Annotated in this window: 17 protein-coding genes; 8 read left to right on the top strand and 9 right to left on the bottom strand. The window is 39.2% G+C overall.

Annotated elements, in window-relative coordinates; translation table 11 throughout:
• Nucleotides 1-82: 82 nt before the first annotated feature.
• A complete protein-coding gene (locus tag G3O08_RS03090; RefSeq protein WP_317164019.1) occupies nucleotides 83-2,131 on the bottom strand; it encodes a dipeptidyl-peptidase 3 family protein in 2,049 nt (682 codons plus the stop codon).
• A 145-nt stretch (nucleotides 2,132-2,276) separates the two neighbouring features.
• Between G3O08_RS03090 and G3O08_RS03085 the strand changes: the two genes are divergently transcribed.
• On the top strand, nucleotides 2,277-3,809 hold the full coding sequence (locus G3O08_RS03085) for a helicase HerA-like domain-containing protein (protein WP_163283212.1): 1,533 nt from the start codon (nucleotides 2,277-2,279) through the stop codon (nucleotides 3,807-3,809).
• Nucleotides 3,810-3,844: 35 nt separating this feature from the next.
• Here G3O08_RS03085 and G3O08_RS03080 read toward each other — a convergent pair whose 3' ends face one another.
• Nucleotides 3,845-4,147 (bottom strand): hypothetical protein, encoded by a 303-nt coding sequence (locus G3O08_RS03080; RefSeq protein ID WP_163283211.1) that lies wholly within the window; start codon nucleotides 4,145-4,147, stop codon nucleotides 3,845-3,847.
• Between the two features lie 432 nt (nucleotides 4,148-4,579).
• A complete protein-coding gene (locus tag G3O08_RS03075) occupies nucleotides 4,580-5,413 on the bottom strand; it encodes a DUF1853 family protein (RefSeq protein ID WP_163283210.1) in 834 nt (277 codons plus the stop codon).
• A gap of 97 nt (nucleotides 5,414-5,510) precedes the next feature.
• Here G3O08_RS03075 and G3O08_RS03070 point away from each other — a divergent pair, with 97 nt between their 5' ends.
• From G3O08_RS03070 to G3O08_RS03055, 4 genes are all read left to right on the top strand, one after another.
• Nucleotides 5,511-5,783: a hypothetical protein gene (locus tag G3O08_RS03070; RefSeq protein ID WP_163283209.1), complete on the top strand. Its 273-nt coding sequence runs from the start codon at nucleotides 5,511-5,513 to the stop codon at nucleotides 5,781-5,783.
• Nucleotides 5,784-6,331: 548 nt separating this feature from the next.
• Complete coding sequence (locus tag G3O08_RS03065; protein ID WP_163283208.1) at nucleotides 6,332-7,252, top strand: DUF6263 family protein; 921 nt, start codon at nucleotides 6,332-6,334, stop codon at nucleotides 7,250-7,252.
• Between the two features lie 146 nt (nucleotides 7,253-7,398).
• The gene (locus G3O08_RS03060) at nucleotides 7,399-8,190 is read left to right on the top strand and encodes a DUF481 domain-containing protein (protein WP_163283207.1); all 792 of its coding nucleotides are present in this window, start codon (nucleotides 7,399-7,401) and stop codon (nucleotides 8,188-8,190) included.
• A 58-nt stretch (nucleotides 8,191-8,248) separates the two neighbouring features.
• The gene (locus G3O08_RS03055) at nucleotides 8,249-10,714 is read left to right on the top strand and encodes a hybrid sensor histidine kinase/response regulator (RefSeq protein ID WP_163283206.1); all 2,466 of its coding nucleotides are present in this window, start codon (nucleotides 8,249-8,251) and stop codon (nucleotides 10,712-10,714) included.
• A gap of 1 nt (nucleotide 10,715) precedes the next feature.
• Here the strand turns inward: G3O08_RS03055 and G3O08_RS03050 are convergent, their stop codons facing one another.
• From G3O08_RS03050 to mazG, 5 genes are all read right to left on the bottom strand, one after another.
• The gene (locus G3O08_RS03050) at nucleotides 10,716-12,092 is read right to left on the bottom strand and encodes a sigma-54-dependent transcriptional regulator (protein WP_163283205.1); all 1,377 of its coding nucleotides are present in this window, start codon (nucleotides 12,090-12,092) and stop codon (nucleotides 10,716-10,718) included.
• Nucleotides 12,093-12,211: 119 nt separating this feature from the next.
• Nucleotides 12,212-12,568 (bottom strand): hypothetical protein, encoded by a 357-nt coding sequence (locus G3O08_RS03045; protein WP_163283204.1) that lies wholly within the window; start codon nucleotides 12,566-12,568, stop codon nucleotides 12,212-12,214.
• Nucleotides 12,569-12,896: 328 nt separating this feature from the next.
• Nucleotides 12,897-13,139, bottom strand: coding sequence for a DUF6952 family protein (locus tag G3O08_RS03040; RefSeq protein ID WP_163283203.1), 243 nt, complete (start codon nucleotides 13,137-13,139; stop codon nucleotides 12,897-12,899).
• Nucleotides 13,139-13,456, bottom strand: a complete 318-nt coding sequence (locus tag G3O08_RS03035; protein ID WP_163283202.1) for a thioredoxin family protein — start codon at nucleotides 13,454-13,456, stop codon at nucleotides 13,139-13,141. The genes G3O08_RS03040 and G3O08_RS03035 overlap by 1 nt, the downstream gene beginning before the upstream one ends.
• Nucleotides 13,457-13,539: 83 nt before the next feature.
• Nucleotides 13,540-14,307 carry a nucleoside triphosphate pyrophosphohydrolase gene (mazG, locus tag G3O08_RS03030; RefSeq protein WP_163283201.1) on the bottom strand — a complete coding sequence of 256 codons (768 nt, stop codon included), beginning with the start codon at nucleotides 14,305-14,307 and terminating at the stop codon, nucleotides 13,540-13,542.
• Between the two features lie 95 nt (nucleotides 14,308-14,402).
• On the opposite strand from mazG, the gene G3O08_RS03025 reads away from it, so the two are divergent.
• From G3O08_RS03025 to G3O08_RS03015, 3 genes are read left to right on the top strand one after another with little or no spacing between them, the layout of a single operon-like run.
• On the top strand, nucleotides 14,403-15,476 hold the full coding sequence (locus tag G3O08_RS03025) for an acyloxyacyl hydrolase (RefSeq protein WP_163283200.1): 1,074 nt from the start codon (nucleotides 14,403-14,405) through the stop codon (nucleotides 15,474-15,476).
• Nucleotides 15,473-16,207 carry a GIN domain-containing protein gene (locus G3O08_RS03020; RefSeq protein ID WP_163283199.1) on the top strand — a complete coding sequence of 245 codons (735 nt, stop codon included), beginning with the start codon at nucleotides 15,473-15,475 and terminating at the stop codon, nucleotides 16,205-16,207. Before G3O08_RS03025 ends, G3O08_RS03020 begins: the two co-directional genes overlap by 4 nt.
• 60 nt (nucleotides 16,208-16,267) lie before the next feature.
• On the top strand, nucleotides 16,268-16,462 hold the full coding sequence (locus G3O08_RS03015; RefSeq protein WP_163283198.1) for a membrane or secreted protein: 195 nt from the start codon (nucleotides 16,268-16,270) through the stop codon (nucleotides 16,460-16,462).
• Here G3O08_RS03015 and G3O08_RS03010 read toward each other — a convergent pair.
• Nucleotides 16,459-17,526 carry an FAD:protein FMN transferase gene (locus G3O08_RS03010; RefSeq protein ID WP_163283197.1) on the bottom strand — a complete coding sequence of 356 codons (1,068 nt, stop codon included), beginning with the start codon at nucleotides 17,524-17,526 and terminating at the stop codon, nucleotides 16,459-16,461. The two genes, G3O08_RS03015 and G3O08_RS03010, sit on opposite strands and share 4 nt — an antisense overlap.
• Nucleotides 17,527-17,579 lie beyond the last annotated feature (53 nt).

Raw genomic sequence — 17,579 nt, 5'->3', positions numbered from 1 at the left:
TTTTTATGCTTCTATATTTCTGCCCCTCTTTCTATCCAAACTCAAGCATCTTTCCAGATCATAGCTTGGGTAATTCAATCACTTAATTTTTATTGGGAAGTGTTGTATAATCGGCTGCATAGCGCAACATTTGCTTTGCAAAATCTTCTGGATACTCCACTTTAATATCCGTTATTTCGCCGTTTTCTACTACTGGTACCAGCATTGGGTTTATAAATCCACCATAAGGAGCACTATCAAATTTCTCTGATCGCGCCAACATTTCGGCATGGATTTCAGGATCAACCTGAACACCGTAGGTTTCTACTAAATTTTTAGCAGCTTCAAAATCTCCTTCAGAAGTAATTCGCTGAATATCGCGCAGTAAATCACCAAATAGAGCACGAAGCTTACCGTAATCATTGATTTCGAAATACGTATTTCCATCTCTTTTCACTTTAGAAATCACGTTTTCTTCCTGTCCTTTTTCAAAAACCCAGGCAGCCACCAGCTGGCGGTTGCGCATGTGGTCTTCCTCAATTACATCTCCGGGTTTTAATCGGCGCAATTGAAGCATTAAACCATTTTTGATATAATCATCATAAGCATGGCGACCCGCATCTAAATCGTCCATAACGCCCATTTCTATTAGCTTGGTATCAAGCAAATAATAAAGCGCTACCAAATCTGCACGCGCTTCTTCAATGGTTGAAGCGTAATTTATCAATGTTTGTTTAGGCGTTCCCACTCCCGGGTTAATTTTTCCACTGGCATGGCCTATTACTTCGTGGAGAGCAGTATGTAGCTTATCTGAAACTTTTCCATATTTTTTAGAAAGTGCGATTTCACTGGTATCATTCGAAAATTCTTCCAAAAATCCGGTTGTACCAGCTTTAGAATATGCCGAAACGATATTTCCAAGACTTATAGATTTTGATCCGTGCTCTGCCCGTATCCAGTTGGCATTGGGTAGATTTACTCCTATAGGAGTACTGGGAGAAGCATCACCTGCCTCGCCAGCTACATTAATAAAGTTGTATGAAATACCTACAACCTTTTCTTTTTTGTGCTCATCCATAATGGGCGAATTATCTTCGAAATACTGTGCGTTTTCGCTTAACACTTTCATTTTTTCGCTCGCATCAAGATCTCTTATTTGAACAATGCTCTCATAAGAACCACGGTATCCCAGCGGATCATTATAAACCTCTACAAAGCCGTGAATAAAATCTACAACGCTGGTAGTATCTTCTACCCAGGCGATATTAAATTTATCCCAAGTGTGTAAATCTCCGGTTTTATAATAATCAATTAATAGGCCGATGGCTTTTGCTTGTTGTGCATTGTCTGCCACACCTTTGGCGAGTTCAAGCCATTTTATGACTTCTGTTAACGCCTCACCATACATTCCACCAACTTTGTAAATTTGCTCTGTGATTTTTCCATCAGCGCCCTTAACCAATTTAGAATTCAAACCATAAGAAATAGGTCGCTCTGTATCACGGTCGGCCATTTTCTTTTTATAGTAAGCATCAACTTCTGTCTGGGTAAGATCGGGATCGTAAAAATTTACGGAACTCGCCAATACGATATCCTTACCAGCATCTTTGCTCACTTTCTTAGCATCAACTGCCGGATCAAAAATTACAGCCATCAGATCATCACTCAAACTTGCACCAGATTTCGTAAGTATTCCTGTAAGGAATTCGCGCGAGAACTCGGGTTGAAATTTCACATGAGAATAATGGTGGTGGATACCATTTGCAAACCAAATTTCTTTCATGTAGGTGTCAAAAGCTATCCAGTCATCGCTTGATTTATCACCATCAAAATTTTTGTAAGCCGATTCAAGCGCTCTTCTAATCGCTAAATTGTTGCGGTAGTTCTGATCGTAAATCATATCTCTACCGGCAAGCCCCGCTTGTGAAAGGTAATAAGCCAGTTTTTTCTCTTGTAAAGGAAGCTCATCCCAGCTCGGAATTTGATATCTGATAATTTTTATATCAGCAAATTGCTCGGTCATGTATTGAAAATCGTCAGCATTTTCTGCCGTTTCAATCTCAACTTTTTCCGTTGGCTTGTTTTCTCCGCAAGACACCAGTATGAACGATACCACAAAGAACATCGCTAAATTTAATCGCATTATTTTCATAATCTTTATTTTTTTGGAAGTTGTCAAAGATAAAAGAAATCTGAATCTTTAAACCAGCGCCTAAATGGTAAAGCATAAAGGATTCAAGAATTAATCATTTCGGCCAAACCTTTTTATATTTGGCGCAAGCAAAATTGAACAAACCATGAACGGAAAACAAGCAAAGTTTAGCGAAGCCATTACAAACGGATATACATTTAAAGGCGACTCGGTATTGTTAGGGTGTGGTATTTTGGATGGCACACCTGTAGATGGGATTCAAGTAAAAGCACCCTTGAAGATGTTTAACCGTCATGGGCTCATTTCCGGCGCGACCGGAACCGGAAAAACCAAAACTTTGCAAGGAATTGCCGAGGGCTTATCAGATGCCGGCGTTCCTGTTTTAGTGATGGATATAAAAGGAGATTTGAGCGGACTAGCTGCCGCTGGAAATCCCCATTTAAAAATTGATGAGCGGCATAAACACATTGGTGCAGCGTGGAAAGCAACTGCTTTTCCGGTTGAGTTATTAACCCTTTCTGACGAGCCTGGTGCCAGAATGCGCGCGACAATCAGCGAGTTTGGCCCGGTATTATTAAGCAAAATTTTGGGTCTTAACGACACCCAGGAAGGTGCAGTTGCTATAGCGTTTAAATTTTGCGACGACAATGCATATCCTCTTCTAGACATAAAAGATTTCAGAGCGGTACTTCAGCATATTATTGGGGCGGGTAAAGATGAAGTACAACAAAAATACGGTTTGGTAAGTACTAGCAGCGTGGGAGCTATTATGCGAAAGCTGCTTGAACTCGAACAGCAGGGAGCCTCGCGATTTTTTGGCGAGTTGAGCACCGATGTTGATGACTTATTGCGGCTTGACAGCAATGGCCGCGGCTACATTAACACAATCAGACTTGCCGATATGCAAAGCACTCCAAAGCTATTTTCTACTTTTATGCTTTGCCTTCTTGCAGAAATTTACGAGAAATTCCCTGAAAAGGGCGACACAGACAGACCCGAGCTTGTCATATTTATTGATGAGGCTCATTTGCTTTTTGATGAAGCGTCGAAAGCATTATTAAGCCAAATTGAAACCATTATTAAGCTTATTCGCTCAAAAGGCGTCGGAATATTTTTCTGCACGCAGCTACCTACCGATATTCCAGATGCAGTGCTTAGCCAGTTGGGAATGAAAGTACAGCATGCACTGCGTGCCTTTACGGCAAAAGATCGAAAATCGATCAAGCAAGTTTCTGAAAATTACCCCATTTCAGAATTTTATCATATCGATCAAGTTCTCACACAAATGGGAACTGGCGAGGCATTTATAACACTCTTAAATGAGAAGGGAATTCCATCGCCGCTGGTTCATACGCTTCTCAAGGCACCGGCGTCGCGCATGGATGTGCTGACAGATGAAGAAATCAAAAAACTTATTCGAAGTAGCGCCCTCGTAACCAAGTACAATACCGATATAGACAGAGAAAGCGCGTACGAAATTCTGACAGCAAAATTACAGAAATCGGCAAAGGATGATGCTGCACTACAAGTTGAGGAAAAGCGCACTACTACACGCAGCACCAGACAAACCAAGACAACTTTTGAAAAAGTAATGGCCAGTTCAGTAACGCGAACTATTGTGAGAGAAGTAACCCGCGGTATTCTTGGGGTTTTGGGAATTAAGTCACGAAGGAGATAAAGTTCAAAACACAGTCAAAAATTTTTCTCTTCCTGTTAGTTTACGCTACTTGTAATTTCATTAATCCTTGACCGTACAATGGCGAGGGCTTTTTCAAAATCAGAATCATCTGTACAATTTTTCATTCGTGCATCACAAGATTTGGACGGAAAATAACTGGCACTTCTCATCACTTCACAAAATCTTATATATTCAAGATTTAAGCTGAAGTAAAGCGCCTTAACCTCTCTAAAAGTCATGGATTTATTATCAAGCTTTGCTGTGTGCTCTGAAAGAGAGGTTATGAGTTTATCACGGGTCATAACTTTTCGGGTTTTTGAAACTGCTTCAATATTCATTTCTGTTTTTATTGGTTGTATAACTTGATTTCACCACCAAATTATACAATCTGACAGCCTCAAAAAAATGATTTATGCAAATACCGTTAAAACACCCCCCTCCAATCGGGTGATAAAAACGGGTATCTTTAATCACCTAAATAAGGTTTCAATATACGTCAAATAGCGTAGGTAAAACAATTTATGTATCTATTTATCAATTATTTATAAAGTTCAAATACATCATTTTAAAAGACATGCCGTATACCTTAGAAGCGTTTAAACTTAAAATACATGATAATATTCACGATACTTTTTAAGCTTTTATGCTCTCCACTCTGGTTTACCCTTAAAGGTTGACATTCTAATATAAGGATTGACTTTTAGTCTTGGAATTCGTTTAGGAGTTATTTGGTGTATTCTGGATGCCTGACTTTTTTTTGGATCTACATTTTACCAAAAAGTAACAAATAACCTGGTCGGAATATCAGCCTTTAACTTAATCCAGACCATCGGCGATTTCGAACTCTCATTTTTTTCGATGAGTACCGGCATCACTTCAGCTTGAGAAAGCCAAATTTCACATTTTTCAGGATCCACAAACCAATCTTCCTTTTCGGGAATGAAAAAAGTATAATCATTCCATTTCTCATTGGTGAAATCATTAAAGGAAATCCACCGTCCTGCATAGCCCACCGGGAGTGCTTCCATGCCACTTTTAGATTCCCCGAAAGGGAGGAATAATTGCATAGGCATACAAAGTGACTGATGACTTGGTTGGTTTTCACAGCCAAGTTTTCTCAAGATATTTATTGCTGAAGGGCTATAAAGTTTAGGAAACTGAACTTCCTGTAGTTTTAGCCACTTGCGCTCCAGCGAATCTCGTAGGTTTGGCCCTACCCATTTTGCCAGACTGTTTGAAATACGCGTATCCAAAAGATAAAATTTATACGCCAGCTCTACATGAATCAATTTATTTGAAACAATATCCTCCACTACAAAATCCATCTCACCTAAGGTTATCCCGTCTGTAATAAGCTGGATTTGAGATGCTACTAAGCGATAAGACGTTGAATTTAAAATCATTGCTGCAAAGAAAACTTCAGCCCTCTTTCCCAATACTGTATTATTAGGCACTGAAAGATCTGTAATTGTTGTAGTAGATGCGGGAAAAGGAAAAAGTTCAATATGCGTATCGCTCCAAAACTGCGGAGACTTAGTTTTTACAAAACCGGTATACTGATCGACCAATCTTACGGACGCAGAAAGGGTGTATTTGTATTTCACAACGCAAATGTAACGATCCCAGAAATGGATGTCTTGATGTTCTACTAAGAATGAAAAAATTCATCAAACATTTATATAAGTCAGCTGTTTAAATTACATGAAAAAAGATGAAATCGCAGTTTCGATTGTATCTGCATTATTTTTAGTATATATCTCGTTTATATCATTCGATATCTATACCAGTATTGCGCTAATGATTTTCATAGTTTCTCCTGTGCTTATCATCTTTATGGTTTATAGCGTACTAAAACACGGTGAATTTAAAGGTGATGAACTGGATAAAGGACAGGAATTTGGCTATTTAGACAGACCAAAACTTGGAAAACCACAATCAAGAGATTATGCAGAGCAAGCCACATTTAGCTATTAATACCAGAATAACAAACAAGCATATAATATGTTGCCCACCCTTTTAAACAACGAATTCATGAAAAAATCACTATTAAGTTTTGGCGTTATCAGTTTTACAGTTGAGGCCTATTCTCGGGTAGAAGTGCGCCCTTATCTTGGTACCAATTTCAGCAATTGTTGGTAAGGCATAATATGGTTTAACCACGAATGCCAAACTTGGTGGTCACATAGGAGTAGGTTTAATGTTTAAAACTGGTTTTACTTTAATCCGCAAATAGCATACTTCTCACGTTCCAGCGAGTCTAGTGTTGACGGAAAACACGGCAGTGCTTTTAGAGACGTTAAAAACAATACATTTTATATCAACGCAGGAGTCCGACTTTGATTAGTGATCTAAACAAATTGAACTTTTGAAATGATATTAGCTCATTGAATATTTCTAAAAGTAGCACTTGATTAATAAATCAAATGCTACTTTCAAAACAACAAAGTGCAACGAATGAAGAACAATAATCTTTCTTATCGAAAAAAAAATTATGTTCTTTGCATCGAAAAAATTAAAAGCTTATGAAAATCAAATTAGTATTAGGTCTATCCATTTTGGCATTGGCATTTGCACCAATGGCAAAAAAAGTGGATTTGAAATTTAACTTAGAAAATGGCAAAACCTACACTCAAAACACGGTAATGACCACTGTAACAAAGCAAACTATTGCAGGAAATGAGCAGGTTATCAATCAAAATGCCGGTACAATTACCAAGATGGAATTAAAAGAAAGTGGTAAAGATGCCAACACCTACACGATGTGGTATGAGAACATATCTATGGGAATAAATCAGGGAGGTGGAATGACTCAGAATTTCAATTCTGATACTACTAAGCTTGAAGCGGTTGACCCAATGTCTGAACTCTTTTCAATGTTAACAGGAAGGAAATTTGAAGCCGATATCGACTTTTCTGGAAAAATAGTAGAGGTTAATGGCCTTGAGGAAATAATTTCTGGTGCTACTGCATCTATGGGAGAACAGGCTGGAATGATTGGAGAGCAAATATCTGCCGGATTTGGAGATTCCGGTTTAGCTAAAAATATGGAAATGCTTACGGCTATTATGCCTGCAACACCCGTTAAAGTGGGCAGCACTTGGACGAATAAGCAGTTTACATCATCAGGACTTCCATTGGTTTTAAACAATACTTTTACCTTAAAAAGTGTTGCAGACGGAAAAGCCGTAATAGATGTTAAAGCAAATATAACCGTAGATCCCAATCAAAGCTCTACTGAATTGCAAGGCATGAAAGCAACTTATTTTATGGAAGGAAGCCGAAGTGGTACCCTCGAAATGGAAGTGAGCTCTGGGTTTGTAAGTTCTGCAGATATTAATGATGAGATTATTGGCAGCATTAGTATTGAAAGCAATCCTCAAATGCCTGATGGAATGACTATTCCAATTGAAATGAATTCGAATACCTCTGTGAGTTCAAATTAAATTTTAGGTTTTCATCTGAATTCCCTCATTCTTTTACTTTCAAAACCCGCAGGTATTCTCGTGCGGGTTTTGAATTTATTATGAATCATATTTTTAATAATTTAATGGCTTAGGCCACTAGAGAAAATCCTTATTTTTTGATTGGTATGAAATATATTTTTGCACTTATTTTTCTGTCTTTTTCATTTTCGGCTTTTAGTCAGATTCTTAATATTGAAAAAGCAAGGCTTGACAGTTTAGAAAAGGGTCGTGCCTATCGCATTAATTTTGAAACCAAATTTAACTTTTACAATCGTAGTGCGAGCTCAGAAGAACAAGCTCGTTTTACAACCTTAACGAATGAGTTAAACGCTGTATTCGCGCCTAATAAACATGCGTATATCGCATTGGGAAATCTCGCCTATACCGAAAATAATAGTGAAACAATACTCAACAACGGATACTTTCACTTGCGCACGAACTTTAATTATAAGAAGCGCTGGAGTCAGGAAGCTTACGGCCAAATGCAATACGATAATTTCAGGGGTTTATCAGATCGCTATATTTTGGGCGTGGCTATAAGATGGAGAGCCTACCAATCGAATAAACTCACACTGGCAATCGGTTCGGGGCCAATGTATGAAAATGAAATTTGGCGCCGACCAAACGAAGAAGGGGTTGAAGATGTAAGTTTCATAAAATTGAGTACCTACTTGATTGTGCGTTGGGATATATCTGATAATGTGTATTTCAACACTACCTTCTACCATCAAGTGGGATATGATGATTCAATTGATGCGGCACGGAATAGACTGAGTTCCAACACAAATTTCAACTTCAAATTATCAAAATTCTTATCTTTCACTACGAGCATTGCAATGGCATATGAAGACAAACCCATCATTCCCATCACCAAATTTATTTATGGTGTTGAAAATGGTTTAACATTAACGTTCTAAATGATTTCCGCGTAAAAAGAGAATATCTGTTTACTATCTTTAAGCGTTTATAATTCATATGAAAAAGACGGCATTAAAATACGCGTCAAAAACGATAGGCCAAAAAGTACTGGTGGCAGTAATCCTGTCAATACTTTTTTTGGTTGCCGCGGTTTACATTACCAAACTCACATTTCAAGAAGTAAACAACAGCATCTCCCGGCTATCTATTACCAATGAGCAAAACAAGGTTCTCAATAAAATCTACAATACGTTTGGTGAGTTTGAAAGAAGCTACCAAGCACCATTAATAGCAAATCCATTTGCAAATACGGACGATTACTACGCAAAGCTTGATTCCCTCAATCAACTAATAGACAGCACGACGAAGAGCGTCAATTTTCAGATGAATGAACAGACTATTTTAGATAGCGTTGCGGTAATGATCTTACGTCAGGATAAACATCTGATGGCTTACCGCGCATTAAAACGAAGCGAACAACCTTTACTACGCCAGAACTTAGACTCACTTATAAATCTAATTTCGGCAGAAGAGATTTTGAAAGAATCTGACATAATAACTACAACTAAATCTACAAGGCGTATTCCGGCAGAACCGGTAGAAACACCATCTGAAAATAATCAGGAAGAAAAAAAGAGTTGGTTTGGACGAATATTTGGGAGTAATTCCGAAAAAGAAGTAAAACCGGAAGTAGTTCCCGAAATTATAGAGGAGACTTACATTAGAGTAGACACAATTCCTCTGGCAAAGTCAGATACCAGTAGTGCCAAAGCTGGAAATATTATTAAAGGTATTCGTCGTGACCAGGCGTACCAGCAGCGTCGTGTTCGCGATATAGAAATGGAAATTGTACAAAACAGCGCACGTATCCAAAATTTTTTACTCACAACCATTCGTCACGCTGAAGAGGTGGAACTCACTCGGATTAGAAATGAAAGTGCAGATGCGAGTGGTATGATGCAAAATGCGCTTACACAGATGTATCTTGTATTGCTCGTTTTTGCTCTCCTCGCCACTGTTCTTGTATATCGCATCCTAACCGATCTTGCAAATGCAAAATACTATCGCATACAGCTTGTTGAAGAAAAAGAACGTGCCGAAAACTTAAGTAAGGTAAAGGAGCGATTTCTCGCGAATATGAGCCACGAAATACGCACCCCTCTGCAAAACATATTGGGGTATTCTGAAAAGCTATTTTCCAAAGATAAAAACCGCGATGCCGAAATTATCAATCAGTCATCAGAACATTTGTTGCAAATTGTAAATCAGGTATTAGATTTTAGCAGAATATCTACCGGCAAGCTCGTACTAAATCCAGAAGTCATTGATGTGAAAGCACTACTTCTCGAGGTGGTAAATAGCATGAGCATTCAGGCAGCGAATAAGGACATCCGGATATTCTTTGAATCAGAAATAGATGTTCCAAACATTTACATTGATCCGTTCAGGCTACGCCAGATTCTTTACAATTTATTGGGTAATGCTGTAAAATTTACCGAAGCAGGATTTATCAAACTATTTGCCAAAACGGCTGAAAAAGACGGAAAAATTCACCTCCTTTTTAGTATTGAAGATTCGGGAATCGGCATGACAAAAAGCGATCTGGAATGTGTATTTCAAGAGTTTGAGCAAGTGGGCACTCCCATGCACGCATCGAATGGTACCGGCTTGGGTCTCAGCATCACCAAGGCCTTGGTAGATGCCTATCATGGAACGATTGATGTGAAGAGCGAAAAAAATGAAGGTACGACTTTCACAGTTAGTATAGATCTTGCGCCAAAACAGAAAGATACGGAGGCAGACAAAAAAACTACGAAGCGGGCAAAAATGCACAGAATTTTGGTGGTTGATGATGATGAAACGATTCTAAACTTGACCAGACAGATTTTGACCGGAAATGGATTTGATGTGGTTGCCGAATCATCGCCGCTTAATGCAATAGAAATTGCCAAAAAACAAAAATTTGACATGGCTCTCGTAGATTTTCGAATGCCCGAAATGACCGGAGCCGAACTCAGAGATGCTCTGAGAAAACTTCAACCCGCACTACCCGTAGTGGCTGTAACCGCCAATGTTTTTGAGAAGAACAAGTCTGAAGAATCAGTCAATGGATTTGATTTTTATCTCCCGAAACCGTTTAAAACCAAACAACTTTTAGAACTCGTTGGGTTTGAGAGCAATGAAATAATGGTGGAATACGGCTCGAATGGAATGAAAGAAAAACTTGCTAAATTAACTTTTGGCGATGCTCGTCTTGAAGCTGAATTAATTGAACAATTTAAAAAAGACTGTGCAATTGATTTAAGCGATCTAAAAAGCGGAATCGAAAATAAAGATGGTGACCTCTTGCACGAAACTGTGCATAAGCTGGGCGGACGCCTTGGTCTTTTTGAGTTTGCCACCCTGGCAGGAAAATATAAAATGATTGAGATTGAATTGATGGACAAAGGCTATTCAGAATCAATTGCCCAAAATATTTCTTCATTAAATCAAAATCTCTATCATGAGCTAACGCTTATCTAAATTACGCGTCAATATCGTATTTACTTATTTTTAGGTAAAGAGTTTTTCGATCAATATTGAGCAATCTAGCAGCCTTTGACTTATTATATCTCGCCTCTTCGAGTGTTTTAATAATCATTTCGCGCTCAGAGTTTTGCTTTTGAGCTTTCAGGTCATATGGACTCGATCCATGAACAGTATATGATCCAGCAGTTTCTTTCATTTCAGGCGGAAGACTGTTCGATGATACGATCGTGGAATCGTGCGTGAGAAGAATAGCTCTGCGTATCACGTTGCGCAATTCACGCAAATTTCCTGGCCAAGTATAGGAATTAAAAATTGCGGTCACATCTTCATCAAAACCTTCTACCTCGCGATTCAAATCGGCATTGGCATGTTTCCTGAAAAATTCGGTAAACGTCCAAAAATCATCTTTTCGCTCAATAAGTGCTGGCACCTGAATTTTAAATTCATTGATACGGTGGTATAGATCTTCTCTAAAATTTCCATCTCGTACCTGGTTCAGTAAGTTTTCGTTAGTAGCAGTGACAATCCGCACATCTACAGGAATATCCGTATTTGAGCCCAATGGTTGAATGATGCGTTCTTGCAAGGCTCGGAGCAATTTTACCTGTACCTCATAACTTAGATTTCCCACTTCGTCCAGAAAAAGCGTACCTCCTTCGGCTGCCACAAATTGACCTTCCTTGTTGGCATGAGCACCTGTAAACGCTCCTTTCACATGCCCAAACAATTCGCTTATAGCCAATTCTTCAGACAATGCACCACAATCTACCGCCACAAATCTGCCTTTACTTCGCTTGCTTTGAGAATGAATGCGCCTTGCCACATATTCCTTTCCGGTACCACTCTCTCCAAGTATTAGCACCGACATATCTGTAGGTGCCACCAGATCTATATGTTGGTGAAGCGTGTCAGATTGGATACTCTTTCCACGTACGAAATCGCGGTCTAAATTCGCAATTTTCTTTGTAGCTGATTTGGTATCAGAACTCTTAGCGGTCGCATCATTTGTCGAAGTAGCTTTCATGGCCTTTTCTACCAGAAGTTTCAGCTCATCGGGGTTTACCGGCTTGGTTATATAATCAAACGCACCTAGCTTCATCGCTTTTACAGCAGTGCGTATATCAGAAAATCCGGTCATTAAAATAACCTGCGGGTTCGATTCCACTTGTTTCAAGTCAACGAGCACTTCCAGTCCTGTAGCATCAGGAAGGCGATAATCTAAGAGAATAAGCCTGGGCTTAATTTCTTTCGCTTTTGCTACTCCCTCTATTGCCCGAGAGGCGGCGTAAACCTCATAGCCAAGCTTACCTAAATACGCTTCCAGCGTTTTCACAAACGTAAGGTCATCTTCAATAACAAGTATTTTTTTCATAGATATTTCTAAAAAACGAAGTTACTACAAAGAATTAATTTGAGACTCAGACTAGGATATAAAAAAAAAGGCCGAACATAATGTCCGACCTCTTTTTGGTAAATTGGAACTTAAACGATTTATCCGATGGTTTTCCCTTCGGCATCAAATTTATAAGTTGCTTTTTTCTCTCCATTCGTCAAAACAACTTCATAAACTTTTTTGTCTTTCTCATCTGTCATTTCATATACTTTTGAAACGTCCCAAGTATTAAATCTATCAGATTCAAGCACTTCTTGAACATTAGATGGAAGAGCATCAAATTTAATTTCCGATTTCTCATCTTGTTCTACTTGCTCAATTTGCACATCTGTTGCCACAGATTCTTGAACTTCAGTTTCCTGAACATTTGCAACTTGCGTTGTTTCTGTTTGAGCATTTGCTGCACCAATTGCAAGTAGGAACATTGTAGATAGTGCGATTATTGACTTTTTCATAATAAGTTAATTTTGTAGTTATTCTAAAACTGTTTGTTAATTGAATTCGAATAACCAATAGGCAGAGATCATACCGCAAAATTGAAATCATTCTAATTATCTGTGTTACAGTTTTTTAAAAATTAAAACCAATCTATAACAAAGAATTACTTGTAGAATAATGTAACAAAATGTGTCATGCAATTGGGGAGAAGTGGGTAGATCGACGGCATTGGAGTTTTTTAATGAGTGCACCATACGAAACCACATACTTATGTGAAGGCTGCATATTCTAAAAACAAAATACCGCAACACTCGAAATGCATTGCGGTTTCTTTATTAAGCATACTTACGAAATAGAATTGCGTACCCGATGAGTGTAATTACGCAGTGCTTTAGGAAAAGGAATTCCATCTCTTTCCATCTGTTCTTTAATTTCAAGTGCTGCAATAATATGAGTTAATTGCTCACCTTCATCAGATCCTTCAATTTCTATGGCAGGAGTCTGCTCCTCAAGAAGGGCAAGTTCGGCTCTTTTCAGCTCATCTAAACTATAAGATTCTGCAATTTTCTTAATCGATGGAATTTTCATTAGTTCAGCTTATTTAATAATTCTTCAACCTTTTCAATTTTAGATGTTGCAGTTCCCTCTACCATTTCGCCATTTTTAAAAACGGCAAAGAATGGCAAGTTATCAACTCCGGCCGCTTTACGGGCATTTTCGTTTACCTCAGCATTTACTTCTAAAAAATCAATTCCTTTAAATCGGTCGTCTTCACTCAAACGGCGGAATTTGGGTGAAATCAATTTGCACGACCCACACCAATCGGCATAGTACTTTACCATTACCTTCTCCTTTCCCGATAAGGAATTTTTAAAATCTGAATCTGTTATATTTTGTACACTCATTGTTTCTAATTTTAATGCAAATTTACATAGTTAAAATCATTCAACATGTCAAAATCAATAATGATTATCTATATGCAGATTGATCAAATTTCCTTGGCGCGATTCCAATACACATCCATTTCTTCTAGCGACATTTCACCCATTTGCTTACCATCCTTCGCCGACTCCTTTTCCAGATATTTAAATCTCTTTATAAACTTCCGGTTTGTTCGCTCCAGGGCATCGTCAGGATTAATTCCCAGAAACCGTGCATAATTAATCAGCGAAAACAACACATCTCCAAACTCTTCTTCTACTCTATCTGTTTTGCCTTCAACCTCAATTTTAAGCTCCCCCAGCTCTTCCTCTACTTTTTCCCACACCTGATCCGCATTATCCCAGTCAAAACCCACACCACGCGCCTTATCCTGAATCCTTCCAGCTTTTACCAGCGATGGCAGTGATTTAGGAACACCTTCCAAAACAGATTTTTTACCTTTTCCTTCTTTCAATTTTATCTTTTCCCAGTTGGCCTTCACTTCATCTTCGCCACTTACTTCCACATCACCGTATATATGCGGATGCCTGTTAATCAGCTTTTCACACACACCGTTAAGTACATCAGCAATATCGAAAGCGCCTTTTTCACTTCCTATTTTGCTATAAAACACTAAGTGAAGCATCAAATCGCCGAGTTCCTTTTTTATCTCCTCCAGGTCATTGTCAATAATGGCATCAGATAGCTCATATAGCTCCTCAATAGTAAGGTGCCTAAGAGACTCCATAGTCTGCTTTCTATCCCACGGGCATTGCTCCCTTAACTCATCCATAATGGTAAGCAGGCGTTCAAATGCTTTCAACTTATCATGCATAGGTTTTCTATTTTCTGCAAAATTAGCCAATTCAATTTGGCATTTCTACTTTCTAACTGCTAAGTTTACGGGCTGCAATTAAGATTAAACAATCGGTGAGAGTCATTTTCGTCATTTTCCTGTTTTTTTGTTTCGCCTTTTCGGCAAATGGGCAGGATACGCTTAGGCATAGCACTTTTTCTATTGCACCGATGGGTGGAGTTATTCTGCCGCATCATCCCAATATGAAATATCTGGTAACGGGCCACCTTCCCGGAGCCGAGCTCGAGCTTGCCTTTACAACAGATGGCTCTAAACCCTGGCACCACGCGTATAATTTTCCATCGTGGGGTTTTAGTTTGGATGGTTATAATTTGCGTTCACCATCTTTGGGATATGCCGGTGCGCTGCGCATTTTTTACGATCTTCCGCTTTCGCGAAATAGAGTACTCGGGCTTAAAATGGGTCTAGGGATAGGATATCTTGAAAAACCATTCGATCTGGAAAACAATTTTCACAACTCGGCTATAGGTTCACATGTAAATGTAGCTCTTGGGCTGAATTTATACGGTCGCGTAGCCCTTTCAGACAATTGGCTTCTAAAGCCTGGAATAGGAATTCATCACTTCTCTAATGGTGCCATAACACTTCCCAATACGGGTATAAACCTCGCCATGATAAAACTGCTATTTACCTATAGCCCAAGTGGTTTTGAAACACCCCAGCGCATTGAAAAACCTTTTGAAAAATCACAACTCGAAATTTTAGCTGGAACTTCATTTGGCGTTAAGCAAGTTGCTCCAATAGGCTCAAAACGGTATGGTGTAGCAAATTTATTCACGATTGTGCAGAAACGGGTAAACGAAAAATCGACTTTCGGAGCCGAACTGGGCTTAAACTACAATGCCAGCCTTCAACACCGCGATGTAGGAGCAGAAAAAGCCAGCATGAATTCGGCCGATAATTATCGCGCCTATTTAGCCGGACTATACCAATTAAATTTTGATCCGCTGGCAATCAGATTTCAAATTGGAACTTATCTTTTTCCGCGGTTTGATGCCGATGGAATGATTTTTTTCAGATACCATGTTGTCTATAATTTTGATAGATGGCAGGCATTTATCGGTTTAAAATCGCACTATGCCAAAGCCGACAATGGCGAGTTAGGAATAGCATACAAACTGAGGTGAAGAAACTTTTTTACATAGCTTTCGCCTTTTGCCTGATTCTTTCGGGCTGCAATAACGAAGACAGTTGGGATTGCCTGAAATCTTTGGGCGATGACGCTTCAGAAATCCGCTACCCCGGAAATTTTAACCAGATTTTTCTTACCGATAAGGTTGACATGGACTACCGATACAGCGACTCGTGTTATGTAGAAGTTTTTTTTGGTGAAAACATCATACATCACATCCAAACCCGGGTAGATGGCAATTCATTATTTATAGCAAATACTGCCACCTGCAATTGGGTGCGCACGCTCAAAAAAATTCCGCTGGTAGTTGTTTATGCTCCTACCCTCGCCTATCTCGAAAACACATCGAGTGCGACAATCACAATGCGCGACACTTTAGTAAGTCACGATTTTCTTTACGAACAACGTGGCTCTAATGGCAACGCACATTTGTTGCTAAAAACCGATAGTGCTCGCGTATATGTGCATACCGGCTACACGGGTATATACGTATCAGGACGCAGCACTTACAGCGGACTGTACAACGCATCGGTAGGAAAACTCGATGCTTCACTCCTAAATTCTGACATAACGATAGTCAACAATTCCTCTCTCCAGGATTTACCCTGCGTGGCAAACTCGTATTTGTTTGGAGAAATTAACCTTTCGGGAAATATCTTGTATTCAGGTGATCCTGAAAACATTGACACCAGTATAAATGGTAGCGGGCGAGTGTTGCCGCATTAATCAACCAGCCAATTTGGCAATAAACGTGTATGGCACTACCTTTGTACCAAAATAAGCGTTATGCTAAAATTAATTCTAGTTGCAATCGTATTATTGGCTCTGGCTTTTGCCGGAATAGCCATTAAAATATTGGTAAAAAAAGACGGAAAATTTGCAGGTACTTGCGCAAGTAATAATCCGATGCTCAACGAAGCCGGAGCGAGCTGTGGCGTATGCGGAGCGCGTCCTGAAGATAAGTGTCTTAACGAAGATTAAATCTCTTCGAGTATTTCCTTTAGCCCTTTACTCATATAAGTATTAAGGCTATCTCCTTCACCGTAAATCAGGTAGATATCCAGCATTAAATCTGGATTATCTTCCACAAATTCTTTTGACTTTTCTACACCCATTACCATAAAGGCTGTCGCAAACCCATCTGCATTGGTTGCATTTGGGGCAAGTACTGTCGTACTTAAAAGCTGATGGTCAACTGGTTTGCCGGTTTCCGGATCGATGGTATGAGAATACCGCTTTCCATTGTTCATATAGTATTTACGGTAGCTGCCGGATGTGGCAATGGCTCTATTGTCAACTTTGGCTATAGCCTGAAGTTCGCGTTCTTCATCGAGATCAACTGGTTTATCAATACCTATTCTCCACAATTCACCTTTATCATTCAGACCATTTGCGAGCACTTCGCCACCTATTTCGATCATAAAATCGCGTACGCCACGATCTCTTAAAAAATCGGCTATCACATCTACAGAAAATCCCTGTGCAATACCGTTCACATCTATTTGTTGGCCTGGCTTTTTTTGAATAATAAATGCATTTCTTTGCCTTTCGGCCGATGTATCTGCAGGCAATACCCTAAGCGGTGTATGCACCATCGCCATTAGGGAATCGGTATTCAGGTCGCCTTTTGGATGCGCACCTTCAGTACTAAAGCCCCAAGCACGCACAAGTGGCATAATCATGGGTTGAAAGGCACCATTCGTTCTATTTTCAATTTCGCGACCACGGAAAAATACTGTAAGAAAAAGCTTATCAGTTATTTCCATAGAGTCTACTCTGTTAAACTTGGAAATAGTGGAGTTTTCTCTCCACACCGATAGCGACATATCAAAATTGTCGAGAATTGAATCTGCCACTGCCTTAGAAAATTTCGTATTCGCTGAATCTAAATAGGTAATGGAATAGGTTGTGCCCTGTGCATCGCCTGATATGTAACGGTAATTTTCATTTGTTTTCTTTTCGCTTTTGCCACTCTCGCAAGCTGTTATAATCAATACCGGGAAAACAAAAAATGTGATAATATGTAGGAAATTTCTATACTTCATCGCAACCAATGCCTTAGATTCGTGTTTGATTAACTATATCAAAGTCCAAAATT

It is taken from the genome of Cryomorpha ignava (assembly GCF_010686655.1).
GTDB classification, from domain to species: domain Bacteria; phylum Bacteroidota; class Bacteroidia; order Flavobacteriales_D; family Cryomorphaceae; genus Cryomorpha; species Cryomorpha ignava.
The sequence above is the reverse complement of the archived record's forward strand: the minus strand, read 5'-3'. Positions and strand labels throughout refer to the sequence as shown.

Coding starts and splice junctions, on each gene's coding strand:
- G3O08_RS03010 (WP_163283197.1), bottom strand. CDS start 17,526: ATGAAGTATAGAAATTTCCTACATATTATCACATTTTTTGTTTTCCCG.
- G3O08_RS03040 (WP_163283203.1), bottom strand. CDS start 13,139: ATGAAAATTCCATCGATTAAGAAAATTGCAGAATCTTATAGTTTAGAT.
- G3O08_RS03015 (WP_163283198.1), top strand. CDS start 16,268: ATGCTAAAATTAATTCTAGTTGCAATCGTATTATTGGCTCTGGCTTTT.
- G3O08_RS03065 (WP_163283208.1), top strand. CDS start 6,332: ATGAAAATCAAATTAGTATTAGGTCTATCCATTTTGGCATTGGCATTT.
- G3O08_RS03035 (WP_163283202.1), bottom strand. CDS start 13,456: ATGAGTGTACAAAATATAACAGATTCAGATTTTAAAAATTCCTTATCG.
- G3O08_RS03055 (WP_163283206.1), top strand. CDS start 8,249: ATGAAAAAGACGGCATTAAAATACGCGTCAAAAACGATAGGCCAAAAA.
- G3O08_RS03050 (WP_163283205.1), bottom strand. CDS start 12,092: ATGAAAAAAATACTTGTTATTGAAGATGACCTTACGTTTGTGAAAACG.
- G3O08_RS03080 (WP_163283211.1), bottom strand. CDS start 4,147: ATGAATATTGAAGCAGTTTCAAAAACCCGAAAAGTTATGACCCGTGAT.
- G3O08_RS03060 (WP_163283207.1), top strand. CDS start 7,399: ATGAAATATATTTTTGCACTTATTTTTCTGTCTTTTTCATTTTCGGCT.
- G3O08_RS03045 (WP_163283204.1), bottom strand. CDS start 12,568: ATGAAAAAGTCAATAATCGCACTATCTACAATGTTCCTACTTGCAATT.
- mazG (WP_163283201.1), bottom strand. CDS start 14,307: ATGCATGATAAGTTGAAAGCATTTGAACGCCTGCTTACCATTATGGAT.
- G3O08_RS03070 (WP_163283209.1), top strand. CDS start 5,511: ATGAAAAAAGATGAAATCGCAGTTTCGATTGTATCTGCATTATTTTTA.
- G3O08_RS03090 (WP_317164019.1), bottom strand. CDS start 2,131: ATGAAAATAATGCGATTAAATTTAGCGATGTTCTTTGTGGTATCGTTC.
- G3O08_RS03085 (WP_163283212.1), top strand. CDS start 2,277: ATGAACGGAAAACAAGCAAAGTTTAGCGAAGCCATTACAAACGGATAT.